The organism is Synechococcus sp. 65AY6A5 (assembly GCF_002760415.1).
Taxonomy (GTDB): domain Bacteria; phylum Cyanobacteriota; class Cyanobacteriia; order Thermostichales; family Thermostichaceae; genus Thermostichus.
In genome coordinates this window covers 219271-233678 of record NZ_AXUW01000002.1, presented here as the reverse complement: position 1 = coordinate 233678, position 14408 = coordinate 219271, and the positions used below count along the sequence as shown (strand labels likewise).

14 protein-coding genes and 1 pseudogene are annotated in these 14408 nt (G+C 61.3%); 6 read left to right on the top strand and 9 right to left on the bottom strand.

Features of this window, described 5'->3' with window-relative positions:
• Positions 1 to 82 precede the first annotated feature (82 nt).
• Both SYN65AY6A5_RS12805 and SYN65AY6A5_RS12800 read right to left on the bottom strand, forming a co-directional pair.
• Positions 83 to 1219 carry a hypothetical protein gene (locus SYN65AY6A5_RS12805; protein WP_099884703.1) on the bottom strand — a complete coding sequence of 379 codons (1137 nt, stop codon included), beginning with the start codon at positions 1217 to 1219 and terminating at the stop codon, positions 83 to 85.
• Positions 1216 to 2823 carry a hypothetical protein gene (locus SYN65AY6A5_RS12800; protein ID WP_240527939.1) on the bottom strand — a complete coding sequence of 536 codons (1608 nt, stop codon included), beginning with the start codon at positions 2821 to 2823 and terminating at the stop codon, positions 1216 to 1218. The genes SYN65AY6A5_RS12805 and SYN65AY6A5_RS12800 overlap by 4 nt, the downstream gene beginning before the upstream one ends.
• 307 nt (positions 2824 to 3130) lie before the next feature.
• On the opposite strand from SYN65AY6A5_RS12800, the gene SYN65AY6A5_RS12795 reads away from it, so the two are divergent.
• From SYN65AY6A5_RS12795 to SYN65AY6A5_RS12785, 3 genes are all read left to right on the top strand, one after another.
• Complete coding sequence (locus SYN65AY6A5_RS12795) at positions 3131 to 3511, top strand: cupin domain-containing protein (protein ID WP_346426066.1); 381 nt, start codon at positions 3131 to 3133, stop codon at positions 3509 to 3511.
• Between the two features lie 137 nt (positions 3512 to 3648).
• Positions 3649 to 5592 carry a cellulose biosynthesis cyclic di-GMP-binding regulatory protein BcsB gene (locus SYN65AY6A5_RS12790; RefSeq protein WP_240531062.1) on the top strand — a complete coding sequence of 648 codons (1944 nt, stop codon included), beginning with the start codon at positions 3649 to 3651 and terminating at the stop codon, positions 5590 to 5592.
• 84 nt (positions 5593 to 5676) lie between these two features.
• Positions 5677 to 7971, top strand: a complete 2295-nt coding sequence (locus SYN65AY6A5_RS12785) for a glycosyltransferase family 2 protein (protein WP_099884701.1) — start codon at positions 5677 to 5679, stop codon at positions 7969 to 7971.
• Positions 7972 to 8026: 55 nt separating this feature from the next.
• Here SYN65AY6A5_RS12785 and SYN65AY6A5_RS12780 read toward each other — a convergent pair whose 3' ends face one another.
• The 3 genes from SYN65AY6A5_RS12780 to SYN65AY6A5_RS12775 all read right to left on the bottom strand — a co-directional run bounded on the left by SYN65AY6A5_RS12780 (position 8027) and on the right by SYN65AY6A5_RS12775 (position 9341).
• The gene (locus SYN65AY6A5_RS12780) at positions 8027 to 8386 is read right to left on the bottom strand and encodes a hypothetical protein (RefSeq protein WP_099812809.1); all 360 of its coding nucleotides are present in this window, start codon (positions 8384 to 8386) and stop codon (positions 8027 to 8029) included.
• A gap of 234 nt (positions 8387 to 8620) precedes the next feature.
• Positions 8621 to 8743 carry a hypothetical protein gene (locus SYN65AY6A5_RS14730; protein ID WP_276307366.1) on the bottom strand — a complete coding sequence of 41 codons (123 nt, stop codon included), beginning with the start codon at positions 8741 to 8743 and terminating at the stop codon, positions 8621 to 8623.
• Complete coding sequence (locus SYN65AY6A5_RS12775) at positions 8721 to 9341, bottom strand: PhoD-like phosphatase N-terminal domain-containing protein (protein ID WP_240527812.1); 621 nt, start codon at positions 9339 to 9341, stop codon at positions 8721 to 8723. The genes SYN65AY6A5_RS14730 and SYN65AY6A5_RS12775 overlap by 23 nt, the downstream gene beginning before the upstream one ends.
• Before the next feature lie 284 nt (positions 9342 to 9625).
• On the opposite strand from SYN65AY6A5_RS12775, the gene clpS reads away from it, so the two are divergent.
• Positions 9626 to 9907: an ATP-dependent Clp protease adapter ClpS gene (clpS, locus tag SYN65AY6A5_RS12770; protein WP_099812808.1), complete on the top strand. Its 282-nt coding sequence runs from the start codon at positions 9626 to 9628 to the stop codon at positions 9905 to 9907.
• A gap of 15 nt (positions 9908 to 9922) precedes the next feature.
• Positions 9923 to 10723 (top strand): CPBP family intramembrane glutamic endopeptidase, encoded by an 801-nt coding sequence (locus SYN65AY6A5_RS12765; RefSeq protein ID WP_099835760.1) that lies wholly within the window; start codon positions 9923 to 9925, stop codon positions 10721 to 10723.
• A 60-nt stretch (positions 10724 to 10783) separates the two neighbouring features.
• On the opposite strand, the gene SYN65AY6A5_RS12760 is transcribed toward SYN65AY6A5_RS12765, so the two are convergent.
• Both SYN65AY6A5_RS12760 and SYN65AY6A5_RS12755 read right to left on the bottom strand, forming a co-directional pair.
• Positions 10784 to 12271: a sodium:solute symporter family protein gene (locus SYN65AY6A5_RS12760; RefSeq protein ID WP_099812806.1), complete on the bottom strand. Its 1488-nt coding sequence runs from the start codon at positions 12269 to 12271 to the stop codon at positions 10784 to 10786.
• Positions 12264 to 12449, bottom strand: coding sequence for a hypothetical protein (locus SYN65AY6A5_RS12755; RefSeq protein WP_240527811.1), 186 nt, complete (start codon positions 12447 to 12449; stop codon positions 12264 to 12266). The genes SYN65AY6A5_RS12760 and SYN65AY6A5_RS12755 overlap by 8 nt, the downstream gene beginning before the upstream one ends.
• 138 nt (positions 12450 to 12587) lie before the next feature.
• On the opposite strand from SYN65AY6A5_RS12755, the gene dprA reads away from it, so the two are divergent.
• Positions 12588 to 13745: a DNA-processing protein DprA gene (gene dprA, locus SYN65AY6A5_RS12750; protein WP_099834769.1), complete on the top strand. Its 1158-nt coding sequence runs from the start codon at positions 12588 to 12590 to the stop codon at positions 13743 to 13745.
• Here dprA and SYN65AY6A5_RS12745 read toward each other — a convergent pair.
• Both SYN65AY6A5_RS12745 and SYN65AY6A5_RS12740 read right to left on the bottom strand, forming a co-directional pair.
• A complete protein-coding gene (locus SYN65AY6A5_RS12745) occupies positions 13684 to 14058 on the bottom strand; it encodes an SOS response-associated peptidase family protein (RefSeq protein ID WP_240531061.1) in 375 nt (124 codons plus the stop codon). The genes dprA and SYN65AY6A5_RS12745 overlap by 62 nt on opposite strands.
• Positions 14059 to 14159: 101 nt before the next feature.
• Positions 14160 to 14294: pseudogene (locus SYN65AY6A5_RS12740) on the bottom strand (IS200/IS605 family transposase); the annotation flags it as partial.
• Positions 14295 to 14408: the final 114 nt, after the last annotated feature.

Sequence of the window (14408 nt, the reverse complement as noted above, 5' to 3'; positions counted from 1 at the left end):
TCTTTTCCCGGCAACAGCAGCGCCGCCGAGGGGGATTGTATCGGCAGAAGGCCGCTTTGGGCCGTCGCCCACAGGGCTTTCCCTACACCCCCTGGGCCACAGCCGGCAAACCCACGCGGGCCCGAAATTGCCGCGCTGCCGTCAGCGCTCCATAGGGATCCCCTTTGTAGAGGCCGTAGTGCATCAGGGACAGGCGCCGCAGCCCCAGTTGCGACACCTCCTGCAGCCAGTCGGGCCGGCTCATGATCTCAAAATCCACCTGGACGGTGTCGGCCCGGCCGCCGTTGGGATGTTTGTCCTTAATCGAGGGCTCGTAGTGGGCCAGCATCAAGTTGCGGTGGATGGGGGCAAAGAGGCGGCAGCAGAGACGGATCTGCTCCGGGTTGCCCGGATCCGGGCCGTTCAGCTCCGGGTTAAACTCCCCCGGCCGCCGCTGGCGCATCGACTGGAAGGCGATCCCGTCCATCTGGCTCATCGTCTCGGCAAAAGGCGCCACCATGCTGCGGCCTGCCCCGCGGCGTGGGTCGTCGAAGGTGGCAATCCAGCCGCCCCAGCAGAGGGCCACCTCGGCCTCTGGCAGACGCTCCTTGATGGCCTGGCGAGCCCGCAAGACGTTGTCCATGAGGGCGCGGTAGTAGGGGGCGGTGTCGGCATTGTAGGCATCGGCGGGGATGCGCCAGTAGGAAAACTCGGTGGCCAGGCTCCAGTAGGTGGGGCGGCCTTGGGGATTGGCTTGAGCAACATACCCGGCCAGCTCGGCCACGTCCTGGACAAACTGCGGCGAGATGTGGTAGTCGCCGCAGGGGCGGTGGGTGTCGTCTTCCCAGGTGATGATGTGCAGGCTGTAGCCCCGCTCAAACCACTGCCGCAAAAGCCCCGCCTGGTGCCAGTTGCGCCAAAAGGAGAGATCCCCCTGGCGGTGGTCAAAGCTGTTGAGCCAGCCGCTCAAAAAATGGGGATCCCAGCCCCGCGCTACTGCCGCCACCTGCGGATCCGACTCGATCTCCCAGAGAAAGCGCCCCGGATCCTCGCCAATGCCCACCTCCCAGCGGGCCAGCAGCTCGGCCAAGCTCAGGCTTCCAGGCTCGCTATTTTCCGAGCTGCGGTTCCCTTGCGGCCCCAAAAGTGCTTGACCGCAGCCGCCCATCCCATAGCCGGCCAGCAGCGCTCCGCCCATCTGCAGCACCTGTCGTCGCCGCCATTGCCGTCTCCAGATCATCCCGTTTCCTCCCGAGGCTCTGCCTGGCGGGCCCACAGCCGCACCTGCGGGGAGCTATAAACCTCCCTAAAGCCCGGCAGCCCTTCAAAGGCGAGCTCAGGCCAAAATTGCAGGATGCGGTCAGCGCTCCGCAAGGGATCCGCCAGCCCCGCTACCAAGAGGTAGTCCACCCTTTCCTGGGGATGCTGAAGGGCCAGGGCAAACTCGTACTGGTGAGGAGTAAGGAAAGAGCGGGGATCCCCCGCCCAAAAGATAGCCTCAAAGTGGATGTCGTCGTCCACCAGCACCTTCTCGCCGGGCAAGAGGTGGCGGCGAAGGTATTGACCCACCCGACGCTTCTCCTGCCGCTGCCGGCGCCAGGCTTCTAGAGCTTGCCCGCTAGAGGTGACTTCATACAGCTCCTGGGCAGCTTCCAACTCGCGGCTGAGGGGCGCCACCCCTGCCACCAGCCGCTCCCAGAGATCCCGCTCTTCTGCCACCAGCGGGGCCAAAAACCCCGGCTCTTGGCTTACCCCATAGCCACCGGTCAAGCAGTTCAGCCCCAAGAGGGCCGTGATCAGCAGACGCTTGGCCCAGCCGGGGCCGGCTCCGCGGCAGAGATAGGCCCTCATCAGCAACGGCAGCGGCACCCACAAAAGGCCAAAGCGGCTCAGCTCCGGCAGAAACAGCCCCTGCCCCAGCGAAGCCAAGAGGACCACCAGCGGCATCCCCCAGATCAAAGCCCACACCCGGCGGCCCAGCAGGGATCCCATCCCCAACAGGAGATAGGCAGGGGCCAGCACCGCCAGCCACTTCCCCAGCTCCACCAGCCCCCGCCAGCCGCCGGCCTGCTGCAGGTCTTCTCGCAACTGCGGCAGGCGCAGGCCGCTGCCCACCTGGTAGGTAAAAGCCCAGGGATCCCCTACTGCCAGCCAGTTGACATACAGCCAGCTCAGGATCAAGGCCAGGCTGATAAACCCGGCCACCAGCAGCGAGGTCCAGCGAAATCCCCAGGACTGTTGGCGAAAAGCCACCAGCAGCACTCCTGCCAGCCAGGGCAGCAGCCAGACATTTTCCCAGCGCAACACCATCAGCGGCCCCAAGGCCAGGCCCAGCAGCAGCAGCCGCAGGGTAATCGGCAGCTCCTCCTTCTCCGCTGCTTGTTTCTCGTCGGCCAGAGGGAACAACAAGGCCATGTTCACCCCCAGCAGCAGCGAGGTGGCCGTCCAAACCGGGCTGCGCAGCAGCATCAGGATCAAAGCTGGCTGCAGCAGCAGCAACAAGCCCCACAGCCAGCGCCATCCCAGGCCGGCGGGCAGACGGCGCAACTGCTGCCCCACCCAGCCCACCAGCAGGGATCCCAAAATGGCCTGCAACAACAGCGGCGAGCGCCCCAAAATGGCCGTGGCCAGCACCAGGGAAGGGGGAAAAGTGGTGCCCACAATGGGCAGGCGCGGATCCGGCCCCAGGGCGGCTACGGATCCCTTGTAGCCAAGAAACTGCATCTCCAGGCTCACCCAGCCCCAGCCTTCCTTCAGCCCCCACAAGAGACCAGCCAGGAGCAGCAAGGGGATCCCTACCGGCGCAACGAGCCTCCAGAAGGCTTTAAGCTGAGTTGCAAACATAGATGCTTCACGAACAAACTTAGCTAAACTTCACAATTAGTTCTAGGAGACTTGAACACCTCATCGAATCCCAAGGAGTGACTTAATGCCAACAAGTTTCAGAAAAACTATTTGGGATCGATGGACGTGTTTTGGGATCCCTACAAAGCTAGACTAGTTTTCCCTTTTTTGAGGCGTTTTTTCTACGCATTTTGGCGTATTGGGTTCAGCAAGATGGTCGATGAACAGTGGCCGGGCTGCAGGTGAAGATAGGGAAGTCTTTGAACTGGAACAAGGTGTGACCTCAATGCTACAGTCTGTGCGGGACATGAACGACGCGGCAATTCCGGCGCTGGAGCTTTTGCCCTCCCAGGCTGAGACCCGCCCCTGGGGCTCCTTCTGCGTCTTGGATGAAGGCCCGATGTATAAGATCAAGCGCATCGAGGTCAAGCCCGGCCATCGCCTCAGCCTGCAGATGCACTACCACCGCAGCGAGCACTGGATCGTGGTTCGGGGTACGGCGCGCGTCACCCGGGGCGAGGAGGTAATGCTGCTCAACTCCAACGAATCCACCTACATTCCCCCCTGCACCAAGCACCGCCTGGAAAACCCCGGCACCATTCCCCTGGTGATCATCGAGGTGCAGAACGGAGAATACCTGGGCGAGGACGACATCGTGCGCTTCGAGGACGACTACGCCCGCGCCTAGGCCAGTTCCTGAGCGAGAGGGCTCTCCTGTGGCCAATTGATAACTATTGCGCCATATACTTCTAAAAGCTTGGCAGTTGCCCCTGCTTTGGGTCTAGGCTTTTTTTGTCGTCGGGGCAGGTTCTGGGGATCCAGCAAATGGCTGAGGTGAGGCAGGCAAGAAGGCGGTGGGGATGGCTGGTGGCCGGCTTGCTCTGCTGCGTGCCGACCCAGGCAGTGGGGGCGGAGCCTCTTTCTTTCCAGAGGCTGGGCTACGAGCGTTCGGTGCTGCTGCAGGGATCCAACCCGCGCCTGGATGTCACCGTCCCTGCGCCCATCAACGGCATCGACCCGGAAGCCAGCTTTGTCCAGTTGCGCCTGGATCCCTCGCCGGTGCTCAAGCCCACCTCTACCGTGCGGGTGCTGATCAACGACGAGCTGGCGGGGATCTTTCTGGTGCGGGATCTGCGGCAGGAGCCGGTGGTGCGGGTGCCGATCCCGGCCCTGCCCCCAGGGGAGCGCTTCATCACGGTGTCGGTGCAGCCGTTTTTGAGCATCACCGACGACATCTGCGCCGACCTCAACACCGGCAACCTGCTGCTGAGGGTGGGGCGCGATAGCTTCTTTGAGCTGGTGCCCCGCGTGCCCGATGCTACTGTGGCCGGCTTTCTGCGCCTGATGTACCCCCAGCTCACCCTGGTGGTGCCCGCCAACCCCTCTCCTGAGGTGGCGGAAGCAGCTCTGGGCCTGTACAGCTTGCTGGCCCACCTTTTTCCCCAAATGCCCATCCTCTGGAGCAGCCGTCCAGCCAAAGGACCTCAGGTGATTCTGGAACCGGCCAACTTTACCCCCCACCTGCAGCATCAGATTACCCCAGAGGGATCCCGGCTGCGGGTGGCCGCCCGCCGCGAGGCCATTCTTGCCCTCTATGAAGAGTGGAAGCGGGCCGGGCTGGTCAGCCGTGGGATCCAGGTAGCGGCGGTGGCAGACTGGGAGAGGGCCCTCAGGGCCAACCGCCTCAGCTTGCGCGAGCTGGGGATTGTGGATCCCCTGCTGCGGGGGTTTGGCAGCCAGTCTTTGGTCTTCAACTTCAACTTGGCCCAGTTGGGGGGGCGCCCGCGGGATCTGGCGGCCCAACTGGATGTGATCATGAACCCGGTGGATGGTCGGGCCGGGGATCGCCTGACGGGCTACGTGTTCTTGAATGGCGTTCTGCTGCGCACCTACAACCTAACGGGCCGCACCCAGCTCAACGACACCGTCACCCTGCCCACCCGCCTGCTGCGCCGCTTCAACCAATTGGAGCTGCGCTTCGACTACGGGGCCAGCCCCGGCAATTGTCAGGGATCCCTGACGCCGCTGACGGTTCAGGTGCGCTCGGATAGCTCCGGCTTCCTCTGGAGTGGCTACCAAGCCCCCAACGGCGAGCTGCAGGAGATCCCGGCGGTGCTGCAGGGATCTGGACGGGTTGGGCTGGGGGATCCCGCCTTGTTGCCGGCTGCCGCCTATCTGGTCGGGGCCTTGAGCCGGCTATCTGCCCGGCCGCTGCTGCCTACCCTTCAGTTTCTCCCCAAGGAAAAGACCAAGCTGGAGACAGGGGATTTTGCCTGGCAGATCCTAGTGGCCGCCTCGGAGCAGGTGGAGCTGAATAGCCCCATCCGGCTGGGATCCCAGTTTGAGATCCTCAATCCCTTAAACCAGCAGGTGGCCCTGGCTGCTCAACCACAAGAAAACCTTGGCCTGCTGCAGTACTTTTTGGTTCGGGGCAGGCCTACCCTCTGGCTGTCTTGGTGGGGATCTGATCCGGCCTTGGCGGAGCGCCTCAGCCGTGGCCTTGCCGATCCGCGCAGTCGCCTAGCCAACCAACTGCAGGGAAATGTGCTCACTGCCTACGCTGCCACCCCCCAGCTCACCCAGGTACAGAGTTGGGATCTCACACCCCAAGGCTATCGGGTGCGCTACCCAGGCCGCTTCAGTTGGCAGCTTTTGGTGTGGCAGTACCGCTATTGGCTGCTGCTGCTGCTGGCCATTCTGCTGGCAGTGGGAGCCTGGAATACCTACCAGCGCTTGGCCCGCCGCCCCGAGTCGCCCATTCCTTCCTAGGGGGGTTGGGCATGGGCTTGCGCTTGAGCCAGACTGGAGCCGAGCAAGGACTCCGTCCCGCTGACGCGCCCAGGGTTTTAGGCCATGCTCCAGTCTCTCAAATCCTCGCTTTTGCGCACGGGCTATCTCACCCGCCAGCAACTGGCGGCAGCCGAGGAGTACCGGGAAGAGGTGGGCTGCTCCTTGCCCAGGGCTCTTTGGAGCCTGCGGGTCATGCACCCCGACAAGTTCGCCGACCTGTGTCGCCAGATTTTGGATCGGCCCAAGCTGCGGGACTGGCTGCTCAAGCACCCCCTGGATCTGGAGCTGCCTTGGCTAGTCGAGCCCGGCGATCTCATACCGGTGCGCTTTTTGCCCTGTGGCTGGCTCAACCCGCAAACCGTGGTGGTGGCCACGGAAGAGCCCGGCTACCCCGGCGTTTGGCAGGCCGTGAAATCCCTATGCCCGGAAGTGGAAAAACTTTGGGAGATCCCGGCTACCGAAAAGCAGATCCTGACGGTCATCCTTGAGCGCAAGCTGGCCGCCGAGCTGCTGGGCAGCCGTCTTACCTTAGAGCAGTGGCAGCAGGCTTTGGAGATCCGCCGCCGCACCGGCTCCAGCCTGGGGCAGGTGCTGACCCGGCTGAGCTACCTCTCCACCCCCGAGTATCTCAGCATCCTAGCCCATTTGCTGGGCTACCCCGCTGTCTCAGAACTAATGGGGACAGGGCTGCTCCACCGCGACGAGAGCCTGAGCCGGCAGTTTGATCCCGAGGTGATGATGCGCCACCTCTTCTACCCCTTGAGCTGGACGGATGAGCACACCCTTACAGTGATGGTCAATGACCCCCTGGACGGGGTGGTGGATGAGCTGCTCTACAGCTGGCGGCCAGGCTTGCGGATTGAAAAGGTGCTGGGCACCGAGCAGGATATCACGCAACTGCTCAGCCAAGACCAGGGATCCCGCTTCAGCCAAGAGGCGGTGTACAAGCTGATGGCCCGCCTGCCGGAGGAATCGGCCTCGCGGGTGTTTACTCCTTCTCAGATTGCAGTGGGCTACGGCCTGCTGCTGCTATTTCTATTGGGGTTGGCCACTGCTCCCTGGACGACTCTGACCATTTTGGTGCTGCTGATCAATCTTTTTTACGTCGCTTCGATCCTGTTCAAACTGCTGCTCAGCCTAGTGGGATCCGCCGATCGCTTCCACCAGATTACCGATGAAGAAGTGGCCGCCCTCGATGACCGCACCTTGCCCATCTACACCATCCTGGTGCCGGTCTACAAAGAGCCGGAAGTAATGCCGATTTTGATCAAGTCTCTCTCTAAGCTGGATTACCCCCACGAGCGGTTGGATGTGCTCATCTTGCTAGAAGAAAACGACCGCGCCACCATTGAGGCAGCTCGAGCTGCCAAGCCCCCCCGCTACGTGCGCCTGCTCATCGTGCCAGATAGCAAACCCAAGACCAAGCCCAAAGCCTGTAACTATGGACTGGCCTTTGCCCGCGGCGAATATCTCACCATCTACGACGCTGAAGATATCCCCGACCCCGACCAACTCAAAAAAGCGATCATCGCCTTCAAAAAAGGGGATCCCAGCTTGGTCTGCGTCCAGGCTGCTCTCAATTACTTCAACCGCAACGAGAACTTCCTCACCCGCATGTTTACGCTGGAGTATTCCTACTGGTTTGACTACCTCCTGCCAGGCTTGGAAACTCTGAAAATGCCCATCCCCCTGGGAGGCACGAGCAACCATTTCCGCACCGACCGCCTGCGGGAATTGCAGGGGTGGGATCCCTTTAACGTTACCGAAGACGCCGATCTAGGCATCCGCGCCAGCCAGCACGGCTACACGGTAGGGGTGATCAACTCCACCACCTACGAAGAGGCCAACTGTGCCCTCAAAAACTGGATCCGGCAGCGCTCCCGCTGGATCAAGGGCTACATGCAAACTTGGCTGGTCCACAACCGCAACCCCCTGCGCTCCTTGCGCAAGCTGGGCCTCAAAAACTGGCTGGCCTACCAATTTTTTATCGGGGGCAGCTTCTTTACCTTTCTCACCAGCCCCATCATGTGGCTGCTGTTTATTTACTGGCTGCTCACCCGCGCCCATTGGCTGCAAAACCTATTTCCCAGTTGGCTGGTTTATCTGGGCTTGTTTAACCTCCTGGTGGGCAATGCCATTGGGATTTACCTCAACTTGGTGGCCGTTTTCCGGCGAGGGTACTACGATCTAGCCTTCTATGCCCTGCTCAACCCCATCTACTGGCAGCTCCACTCCATCGCAGCCTATATGGCCCTGTGGCAGCTCTTTACCAAGCCCTTCTACTGGGAAAAGACCATCCACGGCCTGAGCAAGTTTACCCACGCCAAAGTCCAGGAAGCTGCTCACAAAGCAGCCTAGGCTACGGACTGAGTTCCTAAGCAGTAGCAGCGAAGTGAGGACAGCCAGCACCCTTCTAGAAGCTGTAGTCCGAGTCTACGATCACAGCACAACCACTGGGGTGGAGACAGCTAGCCATGATCACCTTGACAGAAAAGTTGCCCTCGTAGGGCGCCTGCACGATGGGGAAATCGTCCAACAGTTCGTCTGCAGCCACCACCTGACCGCTGGCATCGTAAAGCACCAGATCCACATCGAAGCAATCCTGGTCGCACTGCGCCCAGATGTTTTCACCTCGGTAGAAATAGCCTGTAACTACGGTCGATTGTCCATTAAGAAGCCACAAACTACGGCTCTGAGCCCAGGCGGCAGCGCCCCCGATAACTGTGGCCGCTCCTATTAAACTTGCCACCAACCAGCCCCGCACCGAAGCCATAAGACTGCCCTCCTACTGAAAAACGGAGAAAGAATAGATTTTCTACAGAGATCCACCTCAACGCCCACACTCTAGCACCCGGATCCGTCTTTCCCGAATGATCCAGATCACGTTAAGGATCCCACGTTAAAAATCGCGAAAAAGGGATACAAAAAAGGGATCCCGAGTAGAGCAGGGATCCCTCAATTCTGACCAGAAATCCGGCGAAGCTCCCGCATCGGTCTGGCCGACTTCTCATTGCGGCAAATTCAGTTCCCCCCTTCGCCCTAAGGGATCCGTCAAGACATTGCCGGCGGGGCCTTTGATTTGAATGGTGCAGCGGCTGCCGGACACTTCAATAACGTTGTAGTTGGGCACCGCCAGCTCCAAAAAGCGCAGGTTGCCTGTGGTTACCCCTGGGATCCCGCTCACTTGCGGATTGGTCGGGTTCACCGGTGCCAAAAAGCCGTTCACAATTAGGAAAGGGAGGCTCGTTGGCACAACTGATGTGTAAGAAGCGAATGGGTCGTCCATCTCCAGGAGCCGGCAGGGTGCGGAACTGTCCCACGGGACTGGTAAACCCCTCGCTGACAAACCGGTAGAAGTAGCGCTGCGCTGGCCTCAAGCCGGTGACGACGGCACGAGCAATGTAGTCGCCTGGCTCAGTGCGGTAGTTGCGGCCCGCCACACGGCGAGCAGTAAGCGAAACTTGTTGCGAAATGGGGTTGAACTCGGAATTCTCAGCCACCTGCAACGTCACCGCAACCGTGTCTGTTGCACTGGCCGGGATCACCCGCGTGGAAAGCACCGCCCCTTCTGCGGTGGGATCCCCGGCAAATACCCCTTGGGGAAATCCAGGCACTCCCAGGGGGGGAATGGAGGAACTGGAGGTGCCCCCACAGGCAGCCAGGGCGGCTGCCCCACCTCCAAACATAAGCAGTTGCAGGAAAAAGCGACGGGAACGCAGGGAACTCATAGGGCCCACCTCAGGGACGCAGGCAAATGTAAAGGGATCCGCAGCAGAGGCCAATCGCCTTTTTAGTCAAGCACCTTTGCCCCCAAGCTGAGGTTGTGGGCAGGTGAAGGCTGGGTTAGGGTTGGTTTAACGGCTCTGACCCCTGCGCCCAGGTTCCCCACGGCCTTTTCACAGAGCTTGCTGAGAAGGCTAAAATTTCATTACAGTTTTTCCTGCTTTTGCCCCATTTTTGCGGTTTTGCGTTCCTTAGACTTCTTGTTGACCCTGCCGAAGGAGGGATCGTTGTGGCTACAGAGACCCTGGTCAAGCCTTCTGTAACCCCGAAGCACATGCCCATGTACCGGGTGTTGCTGCACAACGACGATGTCAACACCATGGAGTACGTGGTGCAGGTGCTGGTGAAGGTGATCCCGGCGATGATGCCGCCGCAAGCCACCGAGATCATGCTAGAGGCCCACAACAACGGTGTTGCTGTGGTGATCGTGGTGCCGCGGGAGCACGCGGAGTTTTACTGCGAACAGTTGCGGCAACATGGCCTGACCAGTTCCATTGAGCCGGAACGCTAAGCAGGAGCGGTTGGGGTGGGCCTGCTGATTGCAAAACTCAAGGCTTTGCCCTTGCCGCTGCGGCTGTTGCTGTTTTTGGGGATCCCGCTCTTGGCCTGGCTGCCGTTGCTCGGGCTGGGGAGTTGGCTTCTTCCTGAACGACGGGAGTACCTGTGGCTGCCCCTGTATGCCTTGCTGCTGGTCTGGCTGGGGCTGTGGAGATCTGGATTTGCTGCCTATGGGCTAGATAGCAGTTGGGCCTGTCGGGGCGGGATCCTGTGGGGCCTGGGGATCGGGGTCGGGGGGCTTTTTCTGCTCTTTGGCCTAGAGGGTGCCCTGGGCTGGCTGAGCTGGCAGCCGGTGGCAGGGGGATCCCTGCTCGGCTATGGCTTGCTGGGGTTAGGGGTGGGCCTGGCGGTGGCGCTGGCGGAAGAGCTGTTGTTCCGCGGTTGGCTGCTGCAGGAGATGGCCTTGGACTACGGCTGGACAAGCGCTCTGTGGGGATCCAGCCTTCTCTTTGCTTTGGCCCATTTCTTAAAGCCGCTGGCGGAGATTCTCGCCACCTGGCCCCAGTTTCCGGGGCTATGGCTGATGGGCTTGCTGCTGGCCCAGGCCAAGGTGTGGAACCAAAACAAGCTAGGACTCAGCCTGGGGCTGCACGCCGGCTGGGTGTGGGGCATCACCTGGGTCAACAACTTGGCTTGGATCGAATACACCGGCAAAGCGCCAGAGTGGCTCACCGGCATCGGCGGCAACCCGCTGGCCGGCTTGATGGGCCTGTTCTTCCTAGTCGGCACCTTCCTTGTTCTCAAGAGGTTGGCTGCCGGCAGAAGCTGAGCAGCGCCGCAGCATCTCCCCTCTCCCTGAGGGAGAGGGGCTGGGGGTGAGGGCCGCCATCTAGGTCGAGACAACTGAAGATTCCGGGATCCCTTCCTCCGCCCAAGGGCCGTTCTCATAGTAGGCGGCCACCCTCTCCCGGTCGGGCTGGGTTAGCAGGCTGACCACAACCAGCACGGCTGTGCCGGCGACCACCGCCGGGATGACCGGCAGCCAGCCGCCCGTCCAGCCTTTGGGCAACAGGCCCGACAGCCAGCCCAAGGTGAGGCCGCTGGAGACCAAAGCTCCGGCCACGGCCCCGGCGCGAGTCGCCCGCTTCCAGTACAGGCCGGCGATCAAGACGGGAAAGAGCATGGCGTTGCCCTGGAAGCTCCAGGTGGCAATCTGGGCAATCAGCCCCGGCGGCCTGACGGCAATGGCAAAGGAGACCAGCCCAATCCCCAGCACCACCCAGCGGCCCAACAGCTCCTCCTGGTGCGGGGAAAGCGGGCGCTTGAGGAAGGTGACCACCAGATCCCGCGTCACTAGGGAGCTGGCCGTGAGCAGTTGCGAGTCCGCCGTGGACATCAAAGCCGCCAGCGCGGCTGTAATCACCACTGCCGCCACGCCGCTGGGCAAGCTCTGCAACATCAGCGGCATGATCTGGTCCGGCTGCTGCAGGTTAGGAAAAGCCAGCCGGCCCCAGACGCCAATGAGGGCTGCCGGGAAAAACACCAGCAGAATGAGCAGCGGCCAGACCACCATCAGAGTCTGGAAGGGACGGGCACTTTTGGCCATGTAGAAGCGCTGGAAAAACTGGGGAAAAAGGGGCGTGGCCATGAAAAACAGCAGCTGGTTGCCAAGCAGCGTCTGCCAGCTCCAGCGCCCCTGCGGGCCGGGCAAGCTCAGCCAGGGATCCAACTGGCTGCCAGCCTCCTGGCCCCACCTCAAAGCCACTGCCACAAGAGCCACCCCCATCCCCAAAACCAAGATGATCCCCTGCACCACGTCCGTCCAGACCACCGCCTGGGAGCCGCCGAAGAGGACATAGCCCAAGATCACCAAGGCCACCACCACCGCCAGGGGCCAATAGGGGATCCCCTCCCCCAACACCGCCGCCAGGGTGCGGGCTCCGCCAATGATCTGGATGCTGATGTAGGGGGCGGTAAACGTCAGGGCGCTAAGGCAGTAGAGTAGAGCCAAAAGAGGGCTGTTGAAGCGGTGGCCGAAAAACTCGGAAGGGGTGATGAAGCCAAAGTGTTGGGCTGCTAGCCATACCCGGTAGCCCACCCACAAAAACAGCCCCGAAATGAGGGCGGTGGTCACCCCCACCCCCAGGAAGATCCCTAGGCCATGGGTATAGGCATCTGCCGGCACCCCAATGAAGGTAAAGGCGCTGAGCAAGGTGGCCAGCGTCGTCAAAGTTAGAGCCAGGGATCCCAACCCCCGCCCTGCCAAAAAATAGCTCACCGGATCCTGGCCGCTGTGGCGATAGCTCCAGAAGCCAATGGCCGCCAGCAGCAGCAAGTACACCCCCACCACACCCAAACTTAAAATGCTGTCAGTCATCTCCAGGCCAGCAAACGCGCACAATGTAGAAGTTAAGAGGTACCAACAGCAGGACAGCCAATCCCGCCAGCCAATACCAGGCCGGGATCCCCAAAAACTGGGGCTGGGCCGAGCGGGATCCCACCCAGGTCAACAGCCACAGCAGGGGATAAAACCCCCACACCCAAGCTTGGCGCATCCGCCCAAACCGCAGCTGCCTTGATCCTTGAAGGTTACCGGCGGGATCCAACCCTGACATCTACCCATCTCCTGCTTTTTTGCCAAGCGTTCCTTTTGCCAATCATTTAAGATACAGCCACTACTGCGCAGAGCTAAATTGTCTTTTCCCCTTTCCCCTTCAGATCCTGTTGGCAAGAGGGAGCCTTCCCGTGGGCCAGGCCATGAAGAACGGGAGCGGCCCTACTGGCTAGCTTGGGCCCGCATCAAAGGGATTGGCCCGCACCGGCTCAAACGGCTGGCGGAGTTTTTTGGATCCCTGAAGCAGGCCTGGCAGGCGGACGCCCTGGACCTGCAGCAGGTAGAAGGCATCGGCCCTACCTTGGCCCAGGCAATTGTCTCTGCCCGGCCTGGCCTCGATCCTGAGGAGATCCTGGAGCAGACCCAAAAGCCTGGGATCCCTTTCCTAACCCCGGCGGATCCCGGCTATCCGCCGCTGCTGTGGGAGCTGCCGGATCCGCCGCCCCTTCTCTATGTCTTAGGGGAATGCCCCGATTGGCAGCAGCCGGCCATTGCTGTTGTCGGCACCCGCGCCCCCACCTCCTACGGTCGGCTCTGGACTCAGAAAGTTAGTGCCGCCCTGGCAGAAGCCGGCTGTGTGGTGGTCTCGGGGCTGGCCACCGGGATCGACGGCATTGCCCACCAGGCCTGCCTAGAGGCAGGCGGCAAGACAGTGGCCGTGGTGGGAACGGGGGTGGATCAGGTTTACCCCGCCCACCATCGCTCCCTCTACCGGCGCATCTTGGAGCAAGGAGCCGTCCTCAGCGAATATCCTCCCGGCACGCCGCCGGCCAAGGAGCACTTTCCCCAGCGCAACCGCATCATCGCCGGCCTCTGCCGCGCCACCTTGGTGATGGAGGCCCCAGAGCGCTCGGGGGCGCTGATTACCGCCCACCTGGCCAACCACTACGGTCGGGAAGTGTACGCCCTACCGGGGAATATCGACACAGCGGCGGCCCGCGGCTGTCTGCAGCTCATCCGCAACGGCGCCGGCATGATCCTGGGGATTGAGGAGCTGCTCCAAGAGCTGGATTTGGTTCAGGGATCCCCTCCCCCAGAACAGCCCCCCTCCTTCGGCCCCAGCGATCCCCAGCAGCAGCTTCTCTGGCAGCTCCTGGGCAACGAAATCCTCAGCCTCGACGCCCTGGTCCAGGCCACCCAGATGGACATTGCCACCCTCTCCAGCACCCTGCTGCTTATGGAACTGGAAGGCTGGCTGGTGCAACTGCCGGGGATGCGCTACCAGCGGGCTCGCTGAGGTTGGATCCCTGCCCAGCTTCTCCGATGGGAGCACGACACGTGGGATCCTCGTGGCGCGGGTTGTTCACATGGGTGCTGACGGGGTAGGCGGCCATGGCCTCTGCCGGGTAGGGGCGGAGCAGGGGCAACAGCAGCTTGGGATCCCGCACCCGTGGATCCAGCCAGAGGTCGTAGTCGTTTTCCGTCAAAATGGCCGGCATCCGCTCGTGGAAAGGCTCCATCATGGCCGGCGTGTTGAGGATGGCGCAAGTTTCTATCTCCACCCCTTGTGGGCTGCGCCAGCGCTCCCAAATACCGGCAAAGGCAAACACAAGAGGATAGCTTGCTAGCCCCGCACTTGAGTGCGCGCCGGAAAAGCGCGCTAGCCACTTTAGTCGCTTACCCATGATGGGGGGTCGTTGATATAGTTTCATAGCTCAAACAACCTCTTCCTGACTTCTCCTACCAACACCTTTTTCCTTCTCTTTGGCCAAAAAATAAGATAAACAACCGCTAGCCCCACACCATGGTTGTAGTGATTGTACCGTTGACTTCCCTCTCGCGCTATCGCTTACTTAGGTTGGAACAAAGAACAAAAACAAGAATGCGGTTTTAACCAAAACTTTGTTTTCATTCCAACAGGTCGGTTCAAGGAGCGTATTGCGCAATTATGTCGGCATTA